At 43.9% G+C, this 23872-nt stretch carries 24 protein-coding genes; 13 read left to right on the forward strand and 11 right to left on the reverse strand.

Annotation, left to right across the window (positions count from 1 at the left end; genetic code table 11):
• Positions 1-29: 29 nt before the first annotated feature.
• Positions 30-851 (forward strand): SDR family oxidoreductase, encoded by an 822-nt coding sequence (locus tag NSU05_RS20240; RefSeq protein WP_015385126.1) that lies wholly within the window; start codon positions 30-32, stop codon positions 849-851.
• Between the two features lie 29 nt (positions 852-880).
• Here the strand turns inward: NSU05_RS20240 and NSU05_RS20245 are convergent, their stop codons facing one another.
• Positions 881-2023 carry a TetR/AcrR family transcriptional regulator gene (locus NSU05_RS20245; protein ID WP_173614387.1) on the reverse strand — a complete coding sequence of 381 codons (1143 nt, stop codon included), beginning with the start codon at positions 2021-2023 and terminating at the stop codon, positions 881-883.
• Positions 2024-2164: 141 nt separating this feature from the next.
• Here NSU05_RS20245 and NSU05_RS20250 point away from each other — a divergent pair, with 141 nt between their 5' ends.
• A complete protein-coding gene (locus NSU05_RS20250; RefSeq protein ID WP_038429919.1) occupies positions 2165-3502 on the forward strand; it encodes an aldehyde dehydrogenase family protein in 1338 nt (445 codons plus the stop codon).
• Positions 3503-3540: 38 nt separating this feature from the next.
• Here the strand turns inward: NSU05_RS20250 and NSU05_RS20255 are convergent, their stop codons facing one another.
• Together NSU05_RS20255 and NSU05_RS20260 are read right to left on the reverse strand one after the other, a co-directional pair.
• Positions 3541-4020, reverse strand: a complete 480-nt coding sequence (locus NSU05_RS20255) for a GNAT family N-acetyltransferase (protein WP_038429920.1) — start codon at positions 4018-4020, stop codon at positions 3541-3543.
• 79 nt (positions 4021-4099) lie between these two features.
• The gene (locus tag NSU05_RS20260; protein ID WP_003243554.1) at positions 4100-5092 is read right to left on the reverse strand and encodes a cupin domain-containing protein; all 993 of its coding nucleotides are present in this window, start codon (positions 5090-5092) and stop codon (positions 4100-4102) included.
• Positions 5093-5600: 508 nt separating this feature from the next.
• Between NSU05_RS20260 and NSU05_RS20265 the strand changes: the two genes are divergently transcribed.
• From NSU05_RS20265 to NSU05_RS20285, 5 genes are read left to right on the forward strand one after another with little or no spacing between them, the layout of a single operon-like run.
• Entirely contained in the window at positions 5601-6338 is a 738-nt protein-coding gene (locus tag NSU05_RS20265) for a class I SAM-dependent methyltransferase (RefSeq protein ID WP_038429921.1), read from the forward strand.
• A complete protein-coding gene (locus NSU05_RS20270) occupies positions 6335-6604 on the forward strand; it encodes a PqqD family protein (RefSeq protein WP_033882790.1) in 270 nt (89 codons plus the stop codon). The genes NSU05_RS20265 and NSU05_RS20270 overlap by 4 nt, the downstream gene beginning before the upstream one ends.
• A 3-nt stretch (positions 6605-6607) precedes the next feature.
• Entirely contained in the window at positions 6608-7090 is a 483-nt protein-coding gene (locus NSU05_RS20275) for a hypothetical protein (RefSeq protein ID WP_003243073.1), read from the forward strand.
• 20 nt (positions 7091-7110) lie between these two features.
• Entirely contained in the window at positions 7111-9354 is a 2244-nt protein-coding gene (asnB, locus tag NSU05_RS20280) for an asparagine synthase (glutamine-hydrolyzing) (RefSeq protein WP_029318573.1), read from the forward strand.
• On the forward strand, positions 9351-10550 hold the full coding sequence (locus tag NSU05_RS20285) for an MFS transporter (protein ID WP_003244232.1): 1200 nt from the start codon (positions 9351-9353) through the stop codon (positions 10548-10550). The genes asnB and NSU05_RS20285 overlap by 4 nt, the downstream gene beginning before the upstream one ends.
• A 63-nt stretch (positions 10551-10613) precedes the next feature.
• Here NSU05_RS20285 and NSU05_RS20290 read toward each other — a convergent pair whose 3' ends face one another.
• Complete coding sequence (locus NSU05_RS20290) at positions 10614-11846, reverse strand: PQQ-binding-like beta-propeller repeat protein (protein ID WP_038429922.1); 1233 nt, start codon at positions 11844-11846, stop codon at positions 10614-10616.
• Between the two features lie 100 nt (positions 11847-11946).
• The gene (locus NSU05_RS20295) at positions 11947-12372 is read right to left on the reverse strand and encodes a DUF5391 family protein (RefSeq protein WP_038429923.1); all 426 of its coding nucleotides are present in this window, start codon (positions 12370-12372) and stop codon (positions 11947-11949) included.
• A 255-nt stretch (positions 12373-12627) separates the two neighbouring features.
• Between NSU05_RS20295 and NSU05_RS20300 the strand changes: the two genes are divergently transcribed.
• On the forward strand, positions 12628-13083 hold the full coding sequence (locus tag NSU05_RS20300; protein ID WP_015250840.1) for an RDD family protein: 456 nt from the start codon (positions 12628-12630) through the stop codon (positions 13081-13083).
• A 29-nt stretch (positions 13084-13112) separates the two neighbouring features.
• Here NSU05_RS20300 and NSU05_RS20305 read toward each other — a convergent pair whose 3' ends face one another.
• The 3 genes from NSU05_RS20305 to yxaF form a co-directional block, all read right to left on the reverse strand.
• A complete protein-coding gene (locus NSU05_RS20305) occupies positions 13113-14321 on the reverse strand; it encodes a DUF418 domain-containing protein (protein ID WP_038429924.1) in 1209 nt (402 codons plus the stop codon).
• 107 nt (positions 14322-14428) lie between these two features.
• Complete coding sequence (gene qdoI / locus NSU05_RS20310; protein ID WP_003227025.1) at positions 14429-15442, reverse strand: quercetin 2,3-dioxygenase; 1014 nt, start codon at positions 15440-15442, stop codon at positions 14429-14431.
• Positions 15443-15535: 93 nt separating this feature from the next.
• A complete protein-coding gene (gene yxaF, locus NSU05_RS20315) occupies positions 15536-16111 on the reverse strand; it encodes a transcriptional regulator YxaF (RefSeq protein WP_029726137.1) in 576 nt (191 codons plus the stop codon).
• A 131-nt stretch (positions 16112-16242) separates the two neighbouring features.
• On the opposite strand from yxaF, the gene NSU05_RS20320 reads away from it, so the two are divergent.
• Positions 16243-17313, forward strand: coding sequence for an SDR family oxidoreductase (locus tag NSU05_RS20320; protein WP_038429926.1), 1071 nt, complete (start codon positions 16243-16245; stop codon positions 17311-17313).
• Between the two features lie 58 nt (positions 17314-17371).
• Here the strand turns inward: NSU05_RS20320 and NSU05_RS20325 are convergent, their stop codons facing one another.
• Positions 17372-17803, reverse strand: a complete 432-nt coding sequence (locus NSU05_RS20325; RefSeq protein WP_003243994.1) for a MarR family transcriptional regulator — start codon at positions 17801-17803, stop codon at positions 17372-17374.
• 225 nt (positions 17804-18028) lie between these two features.
• On the opposite strand from NSU05_RS20325, the gene NSU05_RS20330 reads away from it, so the two are divergent.
• Positions 18029-18433 (forward strand): CidA/LrgA family holin-like protein, encoded by a 405-nt coding sequence (locus NSU05_RS20330; protein ID WP_009968420.1) that lies wholly within the window; start codon positions 18029-18031, stop codon positions 18431-18433.
• Positions 18403-19095 (forward strand): LrgB family protein, encoded by a 693-nt coding sequence (locus NSU05_RS20335; protein WP_339204314.1) that lies wholly within the window; start codon positions 18403-18405, stop codon positions 19093-19095. The genes NSU05_RS20330 and NSU05_RS20335 overlap by 31 nt, the downstream gene beginning before the upstream one ends.
• Before the next feature lie 39 nt (positions 19096-19134).
• Here the strand turns inward: NSU05_RS20335 and NSU05_RS20340 are convergent, their stop codons facing one another.
• A complete protein-coding gene (locus NSU05_RS20340) occupies positions 19135-20166 on the reverse strand; it encodes a polysaccharide pyruvyl transferase family protein (protein WP_014481442.1) in 1032 nt (343 codons plus the stop codon).
• A 92-nt stretch (positions 20167-20258) separates the two neighbouring features.
• Positions 20259-21407, reverse strand: a complete 1149-nt coding sequence (locus NSU05_RS20345; protein WP_038429928.1) for a glycerate kinase — start codon at positions 21405-21407, stop codon at positions 20259-20261.
• Between the two features lie 195 nt (positions 21408-21602).
• Between NSU05_RS20345 and gntR the strand changes: the two genes are divergently transcribed.
• Together gntR and gntK are read left to right on the forward strand one after the other, a co-directional pair.
• Complete coding sequence (gntR, locus tag NSU05_RS20350) at positions 21603-22334, forward strand: gluconate operon transcriptional repressor GntR (protein ID WP_003243132.1); 732 nt, start codon at positions 21603-21605, stop codon at positions 22332-22334.
• The gene (gntK, locus tag NSU05_RS20355) at positions 22327-23868 is read left to right on the forward strand and encodes a gluconokinase (protein ID WP_038429929.1); all 1542 of its coding nucleotides are present in this window, start codon (positions 22327-22329) and stop codon (positions 23866-23868) included. Before gntR ends, gntK begins: the two co-directional genes overlap by 8 nt.
• Positions 23869-23872 lie beyond the last annotated feature (4 nt).

Below are 23872 nucleotides of genomic sequence, written 5' to 3' on the forward strand. Positions count from 1 at the left end.
AGACAAATAGAAAAAGGAGGTCTCGTATCATGGGAAGACTTGAAAACAAAACAGCAGTGATCACAGGCGCCGCGACAGGCATTGGGCAAGCGACGGCAGAGGTTTTTGCCAATGAAGGCGCGCGTGTGATCATCGGAGATATCAATAAAGATCAAATGGAAGAAACAGTTGACGCAATCAGAAAAAACGGAGGACAGGCCGAATCCTTTCACCTCGATGTGTCAGATGAAAACAGTGTGAAAGCATTTGCTGATCAAATCAAGGATGCATGCGGAACGATTGATATTCTGTTTAATAATGCCGGCGTTGATCAGGAAGGCGGAAAGGTGCACGAATATCCGGTTGACCTGTTTGACCGCATTATCGCCGTCGACCTGCGCGGCACGTTCCTTTGCAGCAAATATCTGATTCCGCTCATGCTCGAAAATGGAGGCTCCATCATCAACACCTCCTCCATGTCAGGCCGTGCCGCGGACCTTGACCGCTCCGGCTACAACGCAGCAAAAGGCGGCATCACCAACCTGACAAAAGCGATGGCGATCGACTACGCACGAAACGGCATCCGCGTCAATTCCATTTCACCGGGTACGATCGAAACCCCGCTGATTGACAAATTAGCAGGCACCAAAGAACAAGAAATGGGTGAAAAATTCCGCGAAGCCAACAAATGGGTCACGCCGCTCGGCCGTCTCGGCCAGCCGAAGGAAATGGCGACAGTGGCCCTGTTCCTCGCGTCAGACGACAGCTCATACGTCACAGGAGAGGACATCACCGCAGACGGCGGCATCATGGCATACACATGGCCAGGGAAAATGCTGATTGATGAGAAATGGAAGAAAGAAACGAAATAAGAGAGGGGATGTCCCTCTCTTTTTGTCTTTCAAAGCAATACAACCTTATACTTTTTCACATCCAAAAACTGCAAAAATTCCCTCGCCAGCACTTCAGGCGGATGCGCCTTTCCTTCATCCAGCCGATACAAAAGCAACCCGATAATCATTGCGGATACATAATGGGCATAAAGCTTTTTCTCTGCGTGAATATCAGTTTGCTGATGCAGATAAAACGATTCCAGCGCTTTGAACATATCAGGTATCACATGAGGAACACCCCATTCCCGATTGAGAAAATGGACAATGGGCATATTTGACAAAGCAGAAAGCAGACTGGCGAGCGCCTTCTCCGCTTCCTTTAAGGAAAATTCATTCAGGCTGGAGGCAATCGTCAGGTGATCAATGATCTCCGCACATGATCGCTGTATCATGGTTCGGAGCAATTCCTCCTTATTGGCATAGTGATCATAAAAGGTTGCACGGCGGATATTGCTTTTCCGGGTAATATCCGAAATTGTGATGGCTGCGTAGTCTTTTTTCTCCGCCAGCACGTCCAGAAATGCCTTCTGGAGCGCCTCTCTCGTTCGAACCACACGCCTGTCGATTTGCTTGTCCTTCTCTCGCTCTCCTGGCACAGCTTGTCCAAACAGCCAATAAAATCTCTTTTGAGAAACAAGCTCCCATACCTTTTGGCTGATAGCTTCCGGAGTCGCGGCCGCATCCTCATTCAGCCAATACAGGATAATCGCGTACGTGTACAAGGCCCGGTAATGTCCGTAAATTTCCCGTTCGATCGGCGTCAAATTCACATGGACCGGAGTCAGCAGAACATCCTGCTGAAACACACCCTTAAAAAAACGATGGAAATGCCCTCTGTTCATCATCACAGAAAAAAAGGATCGATGCTCATGAACAAAGGACAGCGTCGGATGCACCGTTTGCCGTTTTTTGTTCAAATGGAGGGTATCCATATGACTGAAGGCATCAAAAAGCGCTTTGCCCAGTCCTTCCTTCATATCTTCGATCACATCCTCAATGATTGAAAACTTATCCTCATAATAAAGGTAGAGCGATCCGCGGCTCACTTTGGCCTTCTCAGCGATTTCTTTCATTGTGATGTGTTGAATATCTCTTTCTTTCAATAAAGCCAGCAGCGCCTCTTTCACTTGAGCTTCGGCAGATTCCGGCACAAAAGACACCTCCAATCATTAGACAGATGGTCAATATATGTACGGTAACGTATAGATGGTTCACCGTTGTCTTTCTTACAGAAAAGGTACCACTTTATAATAGGTCCGAGATAAGAAGAAAGCAAATGAGGGGGATTTACAATGGAACAGCAAGTAAAGGACGACATCCAGCGTGTCTTTCAGCTTCAGAAAAAACAGCAAAAAGCCTTGCGCGCTTCAACAGCGGAACAGCGGAGAGAAAAGCTTCAGCGCTTTTTAGATTCCGTCATCGCCCATGAAGAAGAAATCATCGAAGCGATCCGTAAAGACGTCCGCAAACCATATCACGAAGTCAAAAAAGCGGAAATCGAAGGAACAAAAAAAGCGATCAGAGATAATATGAATAACCTGGAACAATGGATGGCGCCTAAAGAAGTCGGTTCATCGTTAAGCCCTGACGCAAACGGAATTCTTATGTACGAGCCTAAAGGCGTCACACTCATCCTCGGCCCGTGGAACTATCCGTTTATGCTGACGATGGCGCCGCTTGCCGCTTCTCTCGCAGCCGGAAACAGCGCGATTGTGAAGCTGTCCGATTTCACGATGAACACGAGCAACATTGCCGCTAAAGTGATAAGAGACGCTTTTGATGAAAAAGAAGTCGCGATTTTTGAAGGAGAGGTTGAGGTGGCAACCGAACTACTTGATCAGCCGTTCGACCATATTTTCTTCACTGGAAGCACAAATGTCGGGAAAATTGTCATGACAGCGGCTGCCAAACACTTGGCATCTGTCACACTTGAACTTGGCGGCAAGAGCCCGACGATCATTGACAGTGAATACGATCTGATGGACGCAGCGAAAAAGATCGCCGTCGGGAAATTCGTAAACGCCGGCCAAACCTGCATCGCACCTGATTACCTGTTCATTAAAAAAGACGTTCAGGACAGGTTCGCGGGGATTTTACAAACAGTCGTCAACGCTGGATTTATGGAGGATGATCATACCCCAGACCGCAGCAAATTTACGCAGATCGTCAATGACCGCAACTTCAACCGCGTCAAAGATCTGTTCGACGATGCCATCGAAAAAGGGGCGGAAGTGGTGTTCGGCGGCGTATTTGATGCCAGCGACCGCACGATCTCGCCAACCGTTTTGAAAAACGTCACGCCTGATATGAAAATCATGCAGGAGGAAATCTTCGCACCGATCCTGCCAATGATGAACTATGAAGACATCGACGAGGTCATCGATTACGTAAATGACCGCGATAAACCGCTTGCACTTTATGTGTTCAGCGGAAACCAAGACCTGATTGACAACGTCCTTCAGCACACGACATCAGGAAATGCGGCCATCAATGATGTCGTCGTCCATTTCAGTGACGTCAACCTGCCATTCGGCGGCGTCAACACAAGCGGAATCGGCTCCTATCATGGGGTATACGGATTCAAAGAGTTTTCTCATGAGAAGGGTGTATTTATTCAGGCCGCTGAATAATCGCATGATCAAAAGGCGCTTCCTTAGAGGAGCGCCTTTTATTGTAACTCCTTGACCAAAAGCAATTCATCACGGATAGGTATTTTATTATCTGCCAGTAAAGGAATTTCGGGCTTCATCTTTCTGGCCGTCTCGACTGCATTCACAAATAGTCGATCCAACCGGTACCCTCTCTTCTGATAAAACACTAATGCATGAATATTATCATTGGTTGTGATCAGTTTTATTTGTTTGATATTTCTCTCTCTGCATGCTTCCTCGGCTTTCTCTAGCAGAGCTGTTCCGTTCCCTTTATTCTCAATGACACTATCCAGCGAAATGATTTCACAGGCATCTTCTTCAAATATGTATGTAATAAGGCCAACAATCTGGTTATCATCGTTGAGCATTCCATAACCATCTAATTCATCGCAGTTATAAATACCGCTAGAAATAACCATTTGCGGACTGCCCCAGTGTTTTTGAAAAAACGCGGAAACAAGATCTTTAGGTATCTGGCATGTCGGAATAATATTCATATTTTCCTCCTTTTAGCTGAACAAAAATAAGAGAATTAACAACCTATTTTATGTCATTAATCCCCTTATCTAGTATTTACTAGAACTTATAACTTGTCAAAAGCTGTCTGAATACCAATTGCGTGGATTGATAAGGATCAAAATCTGAATCCTGAGATTGGAAGATTTGCTCTGGGGTCAATGTCTCTGCGTTCTCTGATAACGTTTGAATCAGACTTTCCAAATATCCATTTAACTCTGATTTGGACGATTCATGTAGGGATTGATGATTTACAGCGAGTTCTCTAAATCTGTTATCACTGATTAATTTTTTTCGAAGAGCTGCTAGCATCAAGTCAAGCCATGCAGGCTGGCCAAATGTAATATTTAAAGCTAACGTTGCTTGATCAGATTTGGTGGAGTGCCATAAACCTCTTGGCAAATACAGCATGGTTCCCGGTGTTAAATTAACGATTTCTGCATCTGGCAGATCCTCTTTTGGCGGATCTCCTTTCCAATATGACTGTAAATCATCAGGATAGTAAGGAGCCTCTGATAAATCATAGTGCTGCATTGGATTGCTCACATTTTCATTCTTGGCAAGCTTCCATGTTTTCTCACCTTGAATTTGAAAAATCAAGTTGGTGTAGGCGTCAAAATGGGCTTTGAATCCCCCGCCATTTTTCGCCGCGTAAACAATGGCTTTGGAAGAAGTACCCGCAGGCAGTCTTAATTCCGCTTTGAGTTTTTCTATCCACCTTCTGACTTGGGGAATAAATAGGTCGGTGAAATCAAACTCTAATGCAGCCCCTTTTTCATACCACTCTAAAGCCTCTGCAGGTGACACAAGAAATCTGTCTGTGATCCCTTCAGATTCTTCAATCACAGCATCACCAACGACCATGACTGGATTATTGTAGATAGCCAATACGTTTTCTAGCGTTCTAACCTTTTCAAACCCCGGTATGCTTGTAAATCTCTCCACTTCTCCTCTGGCTACCAAAGGTTTTACAGGCCAATATTCTTCTAAAAACTCACTCATCGTTACAGGACTGATGATAGACTCCAAAACCGATTCAGTTACAGCACTCATATTATCCCTCCCAAAAAAAGTAACTTCATCACAAAGATATAACATTTTTTTCTAAAAGTAAATATTGACAGAATTATCAGAGGATTATAATATTTAGTTGTGCGTGATAGCCTATTTTTTTACAAGGAAGGAGAGAAAAGGATGAAAAAGGCTTATAAGAAACCTCGTCTTTTTGAACTGCGCCGTGCTGTAGCAGCTGGCGGCCATTAATCTCATATAGCATTTGACATCTAGTACTCTATTTTAGGAGGGATGCTCAATGAAAAAAGCTTATAAGAAACCTCGCCTTTTTGAACTGCGCCGTGCTGTAGCAGCTGGCGGCCATTAATCTCATATAGCATTTGACATCTAGTACTCTATTTTAGGAGGGATGCTCAATGAAAAAAGCTTATAAGAAACCTCGCCTTTTTGAATTGCGCCGCGCTGTAGCAGCTGGCGGTCATTAATCTTATCCAAAACGATTAACGTTTGAGGCTATCACGCCAACTTGATAAGGAGGATGCTGAAGATGATTACGGCTGAAGAATGCAGAACGTACAAAGAATTTGTTGATCTTTACCAATCCTATCTTTACCCCTTGCTTGGCGCCAGACTGTCCCGGATGTATTCCCCCAAAAACAAAGTCATTATCGATATGGGCACAGGTCCAGGTTATTTAAGCATTCAGTTGGCTAAAAGAACAAATGCGCACGTGCATGCTGTCGATATTAACCCGGCCATGCATGAAATCGCTCAAGAAGAAGCTAAAAAAAGCGGAGTAAGCAGCCTGATTTCATTTGATTTGGAAGATGTCCACCATTTATCTTACGCTGACCAATATGCTGACTTCATCGTCTCCTACTCTTGCCTGCATCATTGGGAAGACGTTGTTAAAGGACTTAAAGAGTGCTATAGAGTTCTGGCTCCGAGCGGAAAAATTGTCATTTTGGATACATTTAATCCCCAAGGAAGCCATTTAGAGATTATGCGAAAACAAATCAAAGAACCGGAATACTTCAGGTTTGTAAGAGAGGCATTTGAAGAAAGTTATTCCTTTGAAGACATTCACCAGTTTGTTCAGGATGCCGGCATTCCCAATTATTCATTAGAAACCTTTCACTTTTTACCGGAGGATTTTATAGAAAGCTTAGATGAGCTGGAGGATGCTCCCCTGTGGGAACAAAATGATCAAAGTGCTGATCATGAAATTGAGTCTGTCACATGGATGTTAACGATAGAAAAAGAAAAGGAAGGTGCATTGAAATGATCAATGAATCAACTGTTTTATCCAAAAATCCAGAAATGCCATCAAGAAAATATTTGAAAAGCATTATTATAGAGCCGGGCATCACTTTAAATGAAATGGCATCAGATATTTATAACCATATCGACGGCAAGGTCAGCATACATGATATTTGCTCAAAAATCGTCAATGAATATGATGTTGATTATCAAACCTGCTTAGAAGATTGTATGGAGCTGTTTGAGTTGCTTATTGAACATGAAGCAATCAAAGTTAAGCAGGGGGCATGAGAATTGGAAAAACAAAAAGTGCTTGCTTTACCAGACGATGTACATGAGCTGAGTACACACCGTTCTAAATCAATCGTAAATTACATCATCACTCTGCTTGCCTTTGCCAAAAAACAAGGATTGACTCATCAAGATATTGTAAGCTGGATTCACGAGCAATATGAGGAAAGAGGATATTATGATGAGTGGAGACACATTAACAGCCAACAACCAGTTGGATCATTTGTGGAACTCTTTATAAAAGGAAGACGTTTACTTTATGACAAAATTGAATTGTTTGAAACAGAAGATAAATATGTCGTAAATACCCACACTTGGTATGAAAAAGAACCTAGTGAGGCCTTTTTTTATTTTGAAATTGATCCCGAAGAATTTTCTGCGTACGCTTCCATTCTCGCAATCGAAAACGCAAAACGTCTCGGAATTAAAATCGATATTGTAAAAGAAACAGATGTAGAGACAGCTTATATCTATAAACATCAATAACGCTATTGGGAGGGAGACATATGTGCGGGCTCGCGGGTATTATAAATCTGGCTGCTCCCCGTTCTCAGGAATGTACCTTTCATATATTGAAAGGCATGGCAGATGCCATCAGCTATAGGGGACCGGATGATGAACAATATCATATTGATTCCAAAGTCGGCTTTGCATTTCGGCGATTGTCCATTCTTGACCTTGTAAATGGACAGCAGCCCTTTTTAAATGAGGATGGATCAATCGTCGTTATGGTAAATGGAGAAATTTATAACTATAAAGAACTGAAGGCTTCTTTACACAATCATATGTTTAAAACGACATCTGATTGTGAAGTAATTGTTCATTTATATGAAGAAAAAGGGATTGGATTTGTAGACGACATCATCGGAATGTTTTCAATAGCCATTTGGGACAAAAATAAAAACAAAGTATTTTTAGTTCGTGACCGCTTTGGGATTAAACCGCTTTTTTACACAGAGCTAAAACACGAGCTTATATTTGCCTCTGAAATAAAATCCCTATTTTCTCATCCTCACTGTCCCCGCCAATTTAATTGGAAAGAAGCACTCTCAGACATTTGGCTAAGCGGGGAAGCAGCCAGTAATCATAAAGAAACCACTTCCTTTTTTGTAAACATCCAAAATCTCGATGCTGGCCATTATCTCGAAATTAATTTGACAACAAATGAACGAAAAACAGCAAGCTATTGGTCTTTACAGGATATTTTGCTCAGGCAAGGCTATCATGAGAATCTCCATCCCGATGACCTGATTGAAGGATATAGAGAACTGCTGGCAGATTCAGTCCATAGATGTTTACAAAGCGACGTTGAAGTCGGGTTGTTTCTTAGCGGTGGCATTGATTCAGCTGCAGTCGCACATTTTGCTGCAGAAAAACAGGATCTCCATACGTTTACAGTATTAAGCCAAAGTACATTTACAAATGAAGATGCAAAATATGCCCATTGGCTGGCTAAAGATTTACACCTTCCAAATCATCAGGTTCTCTATCAATTAGGGAACGATGAGTTATTACAACCAGAGTCATATAAACATTTGTTATGGATCTGTGAAACACCGTTTTGCGGACCGGAACAATTATATAAGTTTCATTTACATAAGTATGCCAAAGCGATAAGGCCAAACCTGAAAGTCATGCTGACCGGCCAGGGCAGCGACGAATTTAACGGCGGTTACAGCACGACACTTTCACCAGCCGAGAACCCAAGTTGGGAAGGATTTATTGAATCGGTCAATACGATGGAGATGAACCGGCTGCATCGGCTGCAGGGAAATATCTTTAGAGTGTGGGAGGAGCATTTTGGACTTTCTCCTATAAACCTTTCTTATTTAAAGAGCAATGATTCCAGCCAAGCAGATCCTTGGCAATCGTATGTCCTGACAAAATACCGTGATCTGCAAATGTATAATTGCTGGCATGAAGATCGGATCGCCGCGGCTAATCATATCGAAAACCGTGTACCGTTCTTGGACCATCGGCTTGTTGAATGGGTTTGCGGAATACCTGATGGACTCCGTAAAGACTTGTTATGGGATAAGTCGGTATTGCGAAAATCATTAACAAATGAGCTGCATACAAGCTATACCCACCGGCCAAAGGTTCCTTTTTTCTATGGTAAGGACGTGAGATATACACATAAAATGATGTTTCATCTTCTGAAGAAAAACAATTATCAGCTTATAGAGGAGGCCTTCTCTCACAGCGATGCCTCCAGCATAATACAGGTTGAACACATTCATGCCATCATGACATATTTGGAGGATGATCCTGAGTTTACAAATTTTGAATTTTTATTAAGACTGGTGAACATGGGACTTTTATCAAAAATGACTAAAGAAACCCCTTCTGTTCAATTAGACATAACCAGCCATTTAGAATCGATAACAATAAAAGACTGGCACTCACAGGAAGGTGATATTGCCAGTCGTTTAAATATCTCAGCCAATAAGTGTGAAGGACAAGATATTTTGGCGCTAAACCCTGGCGTCACTCTGTTAAGGCCGGAAAGCGATAGTGAGCATTGCATCTACATTGCGGAAGAAGGATTTATTCAGTTTATTGTTTCGGAGGAAGACGTCGGAGCTTGGCTGCATATTCTCTGCGATATTAATGGAAAAGACACACTTCATACGATTTTAGACAGACATGGTGTCAGCCTTGAAGAAGTGGCCAAATATATTCAAGAAGCCATCGAACACAATATCATTTTGATCAAACAAAAAAATCTGCCAGAAGGAGCATATAGATGAGCATCTTTTATTCGTTTTCCGCACTTAGGGGATTAGCAATGGGGATTTTTTCGCCTATTTGGATTCTTTATCTGATATCTAAAGATTATGATTTCCTTCAGATTGGATTAATGGGAGCGGTACTTGAAATTGCTAAGCTTATATTTGAAGTTCCTTCCGGCGTTTTTGCTGATCGTTATGGAATTAAAATTTCAATTGCCAGTTCATTCTTTTTCTCCATCCTTACATGGGCCTTCTTCCCTTTTATCGATTCAGCTGCTATTTGCATACTGGCTATGATCATATGGGCTTTATCAGATTCCTTAATTTCCGGTTCTTTTGAAACTTGGATGAGCCGTGTCGCAGGGGAAGATCGATTCGGCAAAGAAATGATGAAAAACACACAATTGCTAATCACTTTTTTAATTATTGGAAGTATTGCCAGCGGGTATTTGTATTCATTAAATATCTATTTTCCTTTCCTGCTCGTTATGGTGATCTACTTATTACTATTTATTTGGATGTCTGTATTTATTAAAGTCCCTTCTGTTTCCGAAACAAATCATGGGGATCAGAACCAACATGATTCGATAAAGATTATCAAAGAAAGTTTAAAAATTATCTTTAACAAAAAAAGGGTTCTTTTAATCGTCATAGCCGGTTTCTTTACAGCCACAGCCTATGACACAATTTCCCGTTACTGGCAGCCTTTTTTGAGTGATTTAGGCTTTTCAGAAAAGTCACTGGGATATATTTTTGCCCTAGGAGGGTTTACCGCTCTCGTTCTTTTGACATTAACCATCAGGTTCGAAAAGAAGATCGAAAAAAATCCATATCTCGCTTTAACCTCATTGGATTCCATGGGCATGGTCATGACTTTTCTATTGTCTAGAGCATTCAGGCCGCTGGGCATTCCATGTACAGCGTTTTTGCTTGCAATTGAAGATATTCATCATCCGATCGTAACAAGTTACTTAAATAAGTTTTTCCCCGATTCATACAAGAACACACTTTTCTCGTTAAACTCAGGGGTAGGAGCAATTGGAGAAATTCTTTCCGGTGTCATTTTCGGCATCATTTCCGCAGCCTTTGGGCTCTCTGCCATGTTTGTTGTTGTAGCTGTATTTCTATTAATCCCTATTATCCTTTATACGATAGTGCCTAAGATTAAAGACAATGATATGAAAGTTCAGATTGAAAAATCCCAGCAAGTGTAAATGTTTTGTATCACAGTAAGAAGACCTTCTTATTAAAAGAAGGTCTTCTGCTATTCTATTCAGTTATTTCCCAAAAGCCATCAGCTTCGTATAACTTCCAATATAAAGCGTTCCGTCCTCAGCGAGCTGAGGAGATGACACGACGTTGCTGTCGGTTTGATAGCTCCATAATTCATTGCCGTTTGCGTCTGCCGCATAAACCTTCATATCATCTGACCCGAAATACACCGTTCCCTTCGCGTCAATCAGCGGCGCCGTTCTGACAGGGCCGTCTGTATAGAATGACCAGTTCATATCTCCGTTTTTGCTGATGGAAAACAGCTCGCCGCTTCCTGAGCCGATGTAGATATTGCCATTATGATCAATCGCAGGAGATGAGCTGGAGAACCCTTTTAACGGGAATGTCCATTTCAAACTGCCTGTTGATGTATAAGCATACAGCTGTCCATCTTGGTTGCCGGCATAAATGTTTCCGTCCTTATCAATCACCGGATATCCTTTAAACGCATTTGACGTCGTTCTGGACCATTTCACCTGTCCGGTTCCGGAGTTGATCGCATAAAACACGTAATTATATGTGCCGACATACACGGTGCCGTTTTTGGCAAGCACCGGCACAGAGCTGACGACACCATTTGTTTTCAACTTCCAGCGCTCTGTCCAGGTTGATTTTGACGTCGGTTTGATCGCGTGAACATAATTATCAAGTGTTGAGAAATACAACGTCCCGTCTGAACCGATCACCGTTTCAGAGCTTGGCCCGCCGCTTAACGGAACCGTTGTTAAAATTTCTCCCGTTTCTTTGTCAATAAAATAAATCTTTTTGTCATAGGATGCCAAATAGATAACGCCGTTGGTCCCAAGTACAGGAGATTGCGTATATGTTTTTCCAAGATTGCCCGTCACCCATTTGACTGAGCCGTCTGGATTAAAGGCTTTCATTTCCCCGTCTCTGGAATGAAGATATACTGTGCCGTCTCCGTCAATCACAGCCCCCGCTCCATTTTGCGGAGTCGTTCTGATGTCGTTTTGCCATTTCAGCGTCCCATCTGTATTTCCGGCGAACCGGCTTTCGCGTGACCAGTTAAACATGGCAGGCGCCATCGCTTGTACATCATATCTTCCTGGCAAAAAGCCAGATGCTCCATTATTTTGAGAAAACACCGTTTCCGCCGCATAAGCAGCTGTCGGCTGAAGCACTTTGGCAGCGGGCACATCAGAAACAGCGCCGGCCGAAACAGCCGCCGCCACCGCAGCTCCCGCAATCAAAGCTTTCATACGAAATGACTTGACCATCATTGAGACCCCCATTATATGTAACTTCTAATTTGTGACCATCATAACATATTCATCCATTTTATAAATCTATTTCACAAAAACATCACAAACTAGAAAACTATGTAAGAGTATTCACGGACGTTTTTTCAGCACCCGGCCGAAATGCAGCCACAAACCAAATGACGTTGACAGCAGCCGCAGCGAGACTAATTCCGAAAACAAAGATCACCTCAGAAAGCAGATGGTCACTAAAGAAACTAAACATCAAGATAAAACCGGCCGAAGACAAATGAATCAAAAGCCCGAAGCCGCAAAGCACCGCCATGACATACCTCATTGCATCGACTCCGAGCATATAAACGAGAAATGGAATGAAATACAATACAAGGATCATACCGACAGCTGACCACATGCCAGCTGAATTAAACTGATTGGCCGCCGCTCCCGTTCCGGCCAGCGGCGTAAGTGAAGCCGCCACTATCACGGCGCAAAAAAGAAACGCAGAAATGGTTGTCATGATCGCCACGCTATTTTTTTTAGACATCAAACTCCTCCTTTAATAGAAATATTAACCTTTTTCATTATAAGTAAGTTGAATGTTATATTCATTATATTTTTTAAAAAAATCCAGATCGTACAAAAATGATATGATTCTTTCTAGTATATTTATATAGTAAAAAACAAAGGATAAAAGACTCATTTTTCTGTAATATCAGGATTTTATCACCATACCATATTGCATGTACTTGTTTTTCAAAGTATACTATTCCAGATTAATTCAGAGGAGAGAGAAAAATACATGGAAAAACCAGCAGGATTTTGGATTCGTTTTTTAGCTTATTTTATTGATGGCATTATTGTATCTGTTCCTAGTTATATTATTCTATTTGTGATCAATTCTGTTTTTGTAGCTGGGGCTGTGGCAACAAACCCTTACATGACGGAAGAAGAGTATTTAGTGAAATACATGACGCTTGCATTTTTGCCTACTATGCTGATCATGATCGTCATCAGTGTGTTATATTACGGGCTGCTCACAGCTTCTAAAATGCAAGGCACACTTGGCAAAAAAATTCTTGGCCTGAAAGTGGTCAATGAACAAGGTGAACGGGTTTCTGTCGGACAGGGAATTGGCCGTTACTTTGCCTATATCTTATCTGGAATCATCTTTTATATCGGGTTTATCATGATCGCCTTTGGAGAGAAAAAAGGCCTGCATGACATCATTTGCAAAACACGTGTCGTGTATAAATAATAGAAAAAAGTCTAGACGCCAATAGGCATCTAGACTTTTGTTTTCTTTACAATAGGCTGCCACGACAGATACGTAGCGCTTCTCCACAGCCACTCAAACGGCCCCATCCGAAAGACACGAAGCCAAAGGTGGCTGAAGACCATTTGAACGGCACAAACCGTAATTGTAATGAGCACACCGGCAGCAGGGTACACTTTTCCATACAGGCCCAAGCCGTAATGATAAAAAATCCAAGTACACACAATAGACTGCATCAAATAATTGGTAAATGCCATCCTCCCAACAGCGGAGAATGATTGCAGCACTGTTCTCACTCTTGTTTTATGATAAAGATAGACAACCGTTGTAACATAGAAAAACATGAGGAAAGGCGCGCCAATCAGCAGAAATAGTTCCTTTTCCGTTACACTGTACAGCACATGGGCGCCGATGCCGATGACAAGCCCAGCCATCCATAATCGTTTTAATCCTTTGCGATGCTTTTCCGGTTCATGCAAATACCGTGATTTTGCTGCCGCAGCTCCCAGCAAAAACATGCTGAAATAAGGAATGGATGCAAAGAAGAAGTTGAGCGGATTATACGTAAGCATGCCATTCGAAGACATGTAAACAAGACGGTCGTGGATCCGCTGTTCTGCAATATCCTTCAGGCTGCCGCTTCCATAAACATGAATCGCTTGTTTTGCCTGCTGTGTTACCGCTTGTACCCATTCCTGTCCGTTTGATTGATCAAAACTTGTCAACATGAACGGAATGGAAAACAGAAGATACAAAGAGACCGCCCATATCAGCAGTGTTTTCGGCTTTGCTTTTCGAAACAAGAGCAGGACAAATCCGAGCAGGGCATATTCTGTTAAAATATCCCCGTCCCATATCAAAAAGGCATGAATCGTTCCAAACAAGAGAAGCGCCATTAACCTTCTCACATATAACGGAACAAACCGTTTCCCTTTGTTTTCTGCTCTCTCCATCATGACAACCATGCCAAATCCAAATAAAAAGGAAAACAATAAAATACATTTTGTTTGAATGAAGAATTTCAGTATATCTGCGGCGGCAAAATCAGCTTCAGACCACTTATCCATGAAAAAATTCTCTTTTCCAAGCATAGACAAATACATATCCGGATAACTGAAATGTGCCAGATTGACAAATAAGATGCCGAAAATCGCCATTCCTCTCAGCACATCAAGCACACCGATCCGCTCATTTGTTAAAGTCGGCTGTAATGAAGACATAGCCATCACGCTCCTTTTTTCTGTACCTTAAGGGTATGAAAAAATGAAGCGCGGAAACATCGATTTAGGTGTCAGGCCGGCATGAAAACCTTACAATCTTGTCATCTTTATGGTTTCATCACCTTTAAATCTAATGCTTCGATATTCTGCAAAACGCGATCAAAACGCAAAGCCTGAGGCTCACATGGGAAGATGTGGCCTTCATACGGGTCGCCCAACGTCCGGAAAAACGGTTCAAATAAACCAGGAACCAATACGCCCACCATCTTAGTATAGTGAGAATCAAGGCGATAGGAGTGAACGGTATTTGCAGGGACATGCAGGAAATCTCCCGGATTCAGCTGAATTTCCTGGCCATCTGCCCACATCGTCATCTGGCCTTCAAGGCAATAAAATGTTTCTGTATGATGTTCATGGTAGTGATCAACGATTCGGTCACCTTTAGGGCCTTCAGAGGATACGACGATAAACTGGCCATCTGTATTTTTTTGTGCAGCCACAATGCGGTGAAGCTGATCTCCCGTCAACAGGCGATCTCCTTCTCCAGATTCAAGAACGTATGGAACGGCTCCATCTGGGAGCTCTGTAAGTTCCGCTAATTTGGCCGAACATGCAGGCTTTTCTTCATCTAGAAATACAATGTCCGCTACAGCGGCTGCTTCTGCAAACCGCTCGTTTGAGACTTCTTCGCTTGCGTACGGCGGATGTTCAGCGTGATCATACGGATTCCCAATAACGGAATACAAGTGCGCTACGTTTCCTTTCATCGTGTAAGACACCAGTCTTGTTCTGTGGCTCTGCATCCGGTAGCTGTGCGGTGTTCCCGCCGGAATGTTGGCATAATCACCTGATATTAATAAATAGCGTTCACCATCAAGTGTCAGTTCCAGTTTCCCGTCCAAAACGAGAATTCCTTCATGTGTGTCCTTGTGGACGTGAAGCGGAAAGGCATCTCCTTTTCCCCCGGAAAGAAGCACGATCTCAAACAAATCACCTGTGCTCCTCCCATTCGCCATCACCGTGGCAACCTGTCTGCCGAACAGATAGCGCTCGCCTTCTCCGCTCCGGAGCAAATAAGGCATTTTTTCTTTAGGCAATGAATGTGTACATAATGTTTTCATATTATCGCTTCCTCCAATTTAGACCAGTCTATATACTATAACTTTTTTTACTAGACCGTTCTATATAATTGTAGGAGAAAGGATAACAAAATGCTACCCTTTTTTTCTCACCAGCACTGGTATTTGTTCGGCAATAAGAAGAAGGGGCGTTTTGTCTTTATTCGTTAACGAAAGCATGATGCCGCCCTCAATCATCGAATTAATCAGCGTTCCAAGCTGATTTGCTTCTTCCTCTGCAAATCCGTTTTCCATTAATTTTCTGGCAAAAACCGCTTCCCAGCTTTTAAACACCTTCATGCAAACCGTCCGCAGCGGTTCACTGATTAACGCTGTCTCACTCGCCAGCAAACCGACTGGAATACCTTTAATGCTTTCTGTGTTATCAAATTGGCTGGCTGTTTTTTTGATAAAAAGCTGAATCGCTTCAACAGGATCAGAGGATTCATCCATGCTTTTCTGTATCAGATGTTCAACGATCTTACCTGTATATGTAACCGCTTCAATTGCTAGTTCTTCTTTGCCATTCGGAAAAAAGTGATAAAGCGATCCTTTTGGAGCACCGCTTTCTTTTACAATCTGGTTCAAACCTGTCGCGTGATATCCTTGCAGCTGGAACAGACGTGACGCCGTGTGAAGGATTTTTTCACGTGAATCTCCTCTGCTAGTCATTAAAACATTCCCTCCTAGGTATGGTAGAGCGACTTATATAATATAAAAAAGAACCCTGTGATTGTCAAAAGGGGTAAGACCCTCCCGGATGGGGTAAATGTACAAAAACAGCGTCTAGGAGGGATCTCTCAATGACAATCGATCATTCAGTCACGAATACAGAGCAGCTTGAACAACAGAACCCCGGCATGAAAACGAAGATCAAACTGAAAAAACTCAAGGATCAGGTGATCGTCATTACCGGCGCTTCAAGCGGTATCGGACTTGTCACGGCGAGAATGGCAGCTGAAAAAGGCGCAAAGGTCGTGGCAGCAGCGCGAAATGAAGAGGCGCTGAAGGAGCTCACTGATGAACTTAAGGAAAAAGGGCACGACGCCTTATGGGTAAAGGCGGATGTCGGAAAAGAAGAGGACGTCAACCGCATCGCAGAAACCGCGATCAGCACATTCGGCCGCTTTGACACATGGGTCAACAATGCGGCCGTCTCGACTTTCGGACATGCTATGGACGTCACCGTTGAAGACATGAAGCGCATGTTCGACACAAATTTCTGGGGACCTGTTTACGGAACAAGAGCGGCTGTCAAACACTACACTGGCAGAGGTGTGCCGGGCGCACTCATTAATGTAGGAAGCCTGTTCGGAGACAGGGGAACGGTCATTCAATCCACATATGCATCTGCCAAATTTGCGCTTCACGGCTGGACGGAAAGCATCCGAATGGAGCTCGAAAAGGAACAGGCGCCCGTCTCGGTAACGCTCATCCACCCGGGCAGAATTGACACACCTTATAACGAGCACGCGCACAGCTACCTCGACAAACAGCCGGCTCATTACCGCTCCATGATCTATCCGCCGGAAGCGGTCGCTGAAGCTATCCTGTTTGCCGCCGAACACCCTAAGCGCGACATGTACATCGGCTCACAGGCCAAAGCCATCGCCATGCTGGGCGCGCTTTTCCCTCGTCTGACCGACAGACTGATGGAAAAAATCATGTATCACAGCCAGCATGCCGAAAGACCGTCCAAACCGCGAGAAGAAAGTGCTCTTTATGATGCGGGCTGCGGTATGCATGACAGAGGCACAAATAAAGGATGGATGAGGTCAAGAAGCTACTACACAAAAGCGACGAAGCGCCCCATTGTATCGGCGGCTGTTGTTGCCGGACTAGTGGCTTGGGCTGCCGCCAAACGATGCAGATAATCTCTGACCATGATAGAAAAACCCATGCTGTTCCAGCGAACCATGGGTTTTTCAGCTGTTAATCGATAAAAGCCTTGTTCATACGCTGCAGCAGCTCGCCAAACATCTCTTTTTCCTGTGTTGACCATTCTTTCAGCATCTGTTCATAACGTTCAAGGCGCTTTTGCTGATCGGCTTTTAATAGTTGTTTGCCGAGTTTTGTAATGGTAAACAGGCTGACTCTCCCATCAGATGGGTCTGAGAAACGATAGATGAGCTCCTTTGCCTCTAATGCAGCTGCTTGTCTTGAAAGAGTAGAAATATCAAGCTTAAACGATTCTGCCAATTCCTTAACACGAGCAGGCCCAAACTCATCCAATTGTCTCAGTAATAAGTACGAAGATCTCTCCAAATTCCCTGTTCTTTTCTCTGATTGATCCAGATAAACAGCTCTCCTGATAAAAGTCGTCAGCTCATATTCAATTAATTCAACTGGATTTTGATTTTGCAATCGCTCTCGCTCCCTATTACAATCTCCGGCATTGACAACATCATATATACTTGTATAATACAAATGTACATTAACTGAATAAATACAAGTCGTTATATGACTAAATCAATTATTATACTTGTATAGTACAATCATATAAAAAGAAAGTAAAGCGATTCCTCAGAACCATCCTAGAAGCAAGCACCAGAAAGGAGGAAGCTGTTCTGATTGGAGAGCAGCCTTGATGTGAAAGTCATACGAATTATCTTGCAAGTGTTGATATTATATGTATTTTTTATGATCGGGGAAGCCATTCAGCATCTGTTTCATTTACCCGTGTCAGGAAGCATCGTTGGATTGGTATTGCTTCTGATCTGCTTGGGCCTCCGTATTGTTCCCGTCTCCATCATTGAAGACGGAGCAGGGTTTTTATTATCCTTCCTTCCATTGTTGTTCATCCCGGCAATGACAGGAGTGATAAACTACCCGTCTCTCATTTCATTCAATGGCCTGATGCTGCTGATTACAGTCGTTCTCAGCACCATCGTCACGATCATTGCGGCTGGATTCGCCAGCCAGCTATTAGAGAAAAAAGCAAAAAAACGGGAGGAGAAAGAGAAATGCAGCAAGCATGTATCGCGATCATTATAATTCTTTTAACAGTTGCCGCTTATTTAGCGATGGTCAAACTCTATAAGCGATTCCCGCTTCCATTTCTGATCCCCGTTCTGACAACGACCATTTTGATTGTAGCGGTTTTGATGATGTTCCATGTTTCCTATGAAGGCTATATGATCGGGGGGAAATGGATCAATTCTTTGCTTGGGCCGGCTGTCGTGGCACTGGCCTATTCGCTTTATAAACAATGGCATATCATTGTCAAACATTGTGTTCCCATTCTAGGCGGCGTCCTGGTCGGATTATGCATGGGAATGATCAGCGGGCTGATCTTCGCAGAAGCATTCGGGATTGATCATGATCTCTTATTATCCATTCTGCCAAAGTCGATCACAACCCCTGTCGCTATTCAGATCGCCGCCGGTCTTGGCGGCGTCCCTTCTATGACAGTCGTATTTGTCATGATTGCGGGCTTTTCAGGCGTCATCCTCGGGCCGCTTTTCCTAAAATGGCTTCGCATACGCAGTTCCCTAGGACAAGGCATTGCATTAGGCAGCGCCTCCCATGCACTGGGCACCTCCAAAGCATTGGAATATGGGGAATTGGCCGTATCCATGAGTTCCGTCTCCATGACGCTTTGTGCGGTGCTCGGCTCATTCTTCGGCCCGCTCGTCGTCTGGCTGTTTCATATTTAACAAAGAAAGACTGCCCCGGGGGAGGGCAGTCTTTTTCGTTTAAGAAGCAAAAAAATCAATCAGCGGCTGAAAGTCCTTAGATAAATCAACGTCATTCGGTTCTGCTTGAAGCAGGCGGTCAATCATACGCTCCAGCTCCTCAACATCATTCTTATCCGTATACTCAATGAAGTTTAAGCTTTCAAGCCAATCCCGGTATGAATGTTTGGCTTTGCCATAGCTGTTTCCAAAGACAAGGCAAGGTGTTTTGGTGATAATCGAGAAAATCATCGCGTGAAGGCGGTCGGTAATCACCAATTTACTGGAGCCGATGCGGTCCAGCATCTCCATAAAATGCTTTTCACGATCAGCGTAATCGATGGTGTCGACCGTATCCAGCACCGTATCGGTACGCTCTGTGTAAGTTGTTTTTTCTGCCCATTTCTTCATCTGTGAAATAAAATCTTCGTCAGTCACTTTCTCCTTATCCGCTCTTAAAATAAAGAGAACGCCGTCCCGCTCGAGCTCTCGCGGCACAATATCCAAGGAAAGCACCATGTCCGGTGTAAAGATCACATTGGAGTTGAAGGTCTCTTTCACAACATCCAGTGTTTGCGTCTCACGCGCAGCAATCGTTAAGTTTGTATTTTGATGGTACGCATCCTGTGTTTTTTTCTTTTCCTTCTGTCCTTCCTCTGTATCCTCAAAATAAACGGATTGTGGCAGAGAAATTGATTTGTAGTCTTTAAACGCCGAAAAGACCTTTCTTCTGTCTTCCTCAATATCGAGATAAAGGTTTCCTAAGTTCCCTCCGCCTGTAAAGCAGACAATATCGTCTTCACGAATGATCTCCTTCACCAGTTCAATGCCCTCATCCGTCGCATAATCCATAATCTCAATGTATTCATAATACGGAAAATGATTTTTGATAAATTTCTCTTCCGCATACGCAATCGCTTGGTCTCCAATGTTTGTGTAACTAGGGGAACCAAACAAAAATACTTTTCGTTTATCATTTAACAGAGCTTCCGGCTCCACATTTGGCGCAATGCCTTTTACTAGTTTTTTGCCTTTGATTTCTTGTACAGTCATATCTGCGTCCTCCTTCTGGGATGAATTCCTCATTGTGTGTTAACTGTCTCTACCCAAAAAGAAGGATGGCTATGCATTGGCGTGTGCATCGGCTATATCAGAAACATCGTTTTCGCCAATTTGATAGTCGCTGCAATGTCCCGCGCCGTTCTTTCCATATATTCCGCGGCATGTTCAAACGCATCTTCTAGCGGCACGGCTCCGGGAACGATGCTGAAAAGCGCATCGATTCCGTGTTGATAGACGGCATCACTGTCTCGTGATACTGATCCCGCAATACCGATGACGGGCACATCATATGATTTAGCCGCCTTGGCTACGCCGATCGGCGTTTTTCCATGAACCGTTTGGCTGTCGATCCTTCCCTCGCCGGTAATCACAAGATCTGCATCCTGAACGATATTTTCAAAATCAACCGCTTCAAGGACAATATCAATGCCTCTTTTCAGGTCAGCCTGAAGATAAGTCAGCAGGCTCCATCCAAGACCGCCCGCTGCACCGGCGCCCTCTGTATCTCGGAAGGTTGATCCGAGCTCTTTTTCTGTCATATCAGCGAAATGGCTTACGTTCTGGTCTAGTACATCCAGCATGTCGGCCGTCGCGCCTTTTTGCGGCCCGAAAACAGCCGTAGCGCCCTTTGGTCCTGTTAACGGATTGTCCACGTCACAGGCAACTTCCAGTTTGACATTCCGCAATCTGGAATCAAGCCCGCCAACATCTATTGATGCAAGCTGAGATAACGCGCCGCCCCCCGGGCCAATCTCGCGGCCTGAGTTATCAAGAAGCCTTCCGCCCAATGCCTGAATCATCCCGGCTCCCCCGTCGTTCGTGGCGCTTCCGCCGATTCCGATGATCAATCGCTCCGCTCCCGCATCAAGAGCTGCTCCGATTAATTCTCCCGTTCCCCTTGTTGTAGTGATGAGCGGATTTCGCTTATCTACAGGCACCAGATGCAGCCCTGAAGCAGCAGCCATTTCAATCACAGCTGTTCTCCCATCTCCCATCATGCCAAAGAAAGCTCTCACCGGTTCCCCCAGCGGCCCTGTGACAACTTGCTCTATGATCCTTCCATTGGTCGCATCGACTAGAGATTGAACGGTTCCCTCACCGCCGTCCGCCACCGGCAATTTTCTGTAATCAGCACCCGGAAAGACCGATTTGAAACCTCTTTCTATCGCTTCGGCTGCCTCCAGAGCTGATAAGCTTTCCTTAAAAGAATCAGGTGCAATGATGATTTTCATCCAAATCGCCTCTTTCAAAACATGATTCACTTACGCTAGTTATCTCCAATGTACCATATTCCATTTAGAAATAAATACCATAATGATTGGGAAAAATTTTATTAAAAATTAGAAATGAAAGTGTTTGCATAAAAGAAATATTCACGTTATCATACTTGTATACAAGTATACTTCTTGAGTGAGGAAGGTGAGTGTATGCTAGACTCCAAAGACCTGTTGTATCCCGCAAAATGGCTCTCAAAAGCGTCAACCGGAGTTCGTGTCGCATACGAGCTGAGAATGCGGATCGTTTCAGGCCTGATTGAAAGCGGTACCATTTTATCAGAAAATACAATCGCCGCCGAGTTTTCAGTAAGCCGTTCGCCGGTTCGCGAAGCGCTAAAAATACTCGCATCCGAAAAAATCATCCGCTTAGAACGAATGGGAGCGGTCGTAATTGGTTTAACTGAGAAGAAAATCGCGGAAATTTATGATGTGCGGTTACTATTAGAAACATTTGTCTTTGAACGGCTTGTCAAAATAGACATTGAGCCTTTAGTTAAGGATCTCAGCAAAATTCTTGAAATGATGAAAGTCTCAATCAAATATGAGGACGCTGACGAATTTTCATTTCAAGATGTGCTGTTCCATGAAACCATTATCCGAGCGATTGATCATTCATACATTCAGATGATCTGGAACAATCTAAAACCCGTCATGGAAAGCTTTATTCTTTTATCGATGCGGGTACGGTTAAAGGAAAAGTATGAAGACTTCACAAGGATCTTAGATAACCACGAGCTTTATATTCAAGCCATCAAAACAAAGGATAGGGCGCTGATGATTCAGTCTCTTCACCAAAACTTTGATGATGTGCAGGATAAGGTAGAAGACCTATGGCTCTCACAACAAATGCTGGCAAAAGGAGCTGAATACAACAATGACTAGTTATATGTTAGGAATCGATATCGGCACGACAAGCACAAAAGCTGTGCTGTTCAGTGAAAACGGAGATGTGGTACAGAAAGAAAGCATCGGCTACCCGCTCTATACACCGGACATCTCAACAGCAGAACAAAATCCGGAAGAGATTTTTCAGGCAGTCATCCATACAACAGCGAGAATTACAAAACAGCATCCCGAAAAACGGATCTCTTTCATTTCGTTCAGCAGCGCCATGCACAGCGTCATTGCAATCGACGAAAATGACAAGCCGCTGACGCCATGCATCACATGGGCCGACAACAGAAGTGAAGGCTGGGCGCATAAGATCAAGAAGGAATTGAACGGACATGAGGTGTACAAACGGACGGGAACACCGATTCATCCGATGGCACCGTTAAGTAAAATTGCCTGGATCACGAATGAAAGGAAAGAAATCGCTTCCAAGGCAAAAAAATATATCGGCATCAAAGAATACATTTTTAAACAGCTGTTCAATGAGTATGTCATCGATTACTCATTGGCATCAGCGACAGGCATGATGAACCTGAAAAGCTTGGCTTGGGACGAAGAGGCACTGCGCATCGCAGGCATCACGCCGGATCACTTATCCAAACTCGTGCCGACAACCGAGATCTTTCAGCACTGCAGCCCGGAAATAGCGATCCAAATGGGAATCGATCCGGAAACGCCTTTTGTCATCGGGGCCAGCGACGGCGTGCTGTCCAACCTCGGCGTCAACGCCATTAAAAAGGGAGAAATCGCCGTCACCATCGGTACAAGCGGTGCCATCCGGACGATTATTGACAAGCCGCAAACCGATGAAAAAGGGAGAATTTTTTGCTATGCCTTGACGGACAAGCATTGGGTTATTGGGGGGCCTGTGAACAATGGGGGCATCGTCCTTCGCTGGATCAGAGACGAGTTTGCCTCCTCCGAAATCGAAACAGCGACACGGCTGGGCATTGATCCATATGACGTGCTGACGAAAATTGCCCAACGCGTCAGACCCGGTTCTGACGGTCTGCTGTTCCACCCATATCTCGCCGGAGAACGCGCTCCGTTGTGGAATCCGGATGTACGGGGCTCATTTTTCGGCCTGACCATGTCGCATAAGAAAGAGCATATGATACGCGCGGCATTGGAAGGCGTCATTTACAACCTGTACACGGTGTTCTTGGCGTTAACTGAATGCATGGATGGCCCGGTAACCCGCATCCAAGCGACAGGGGGATTTGCAAGGTCGGAGGTTTGGCGCCAAATGATGTCTGATATCTTCGAATCAGAGGTTGTCGTTCCGGAAAGCTACGAAAGCTCATGTCTCGGCGCCTGCATTTTAGGCCTGTATGCAACAGGAAAAATTGACTCTTTCGACGCCGTGTCCGACATGATCGGCAGCACATACAGACATACGCCGATCGAAGACTCAGCCAAGGAATACAGAACATTAATGCCGATTTTCATCAATCTATCAAGATTATTAGAAAATCAATATACACAAATTGCAGATTATCAGAGGGGCTTAATCACACACAAATAGTACA

The organism is Bacillus sp. EU52 (assembly GCF_037964975.1).
In the GTDB taxonomy this organism is placed as follows: Bacteria; Bacillota; Bacilli; order Bacillales; family Bacillaceae; genus Bacillus; species Bacillus subtilis.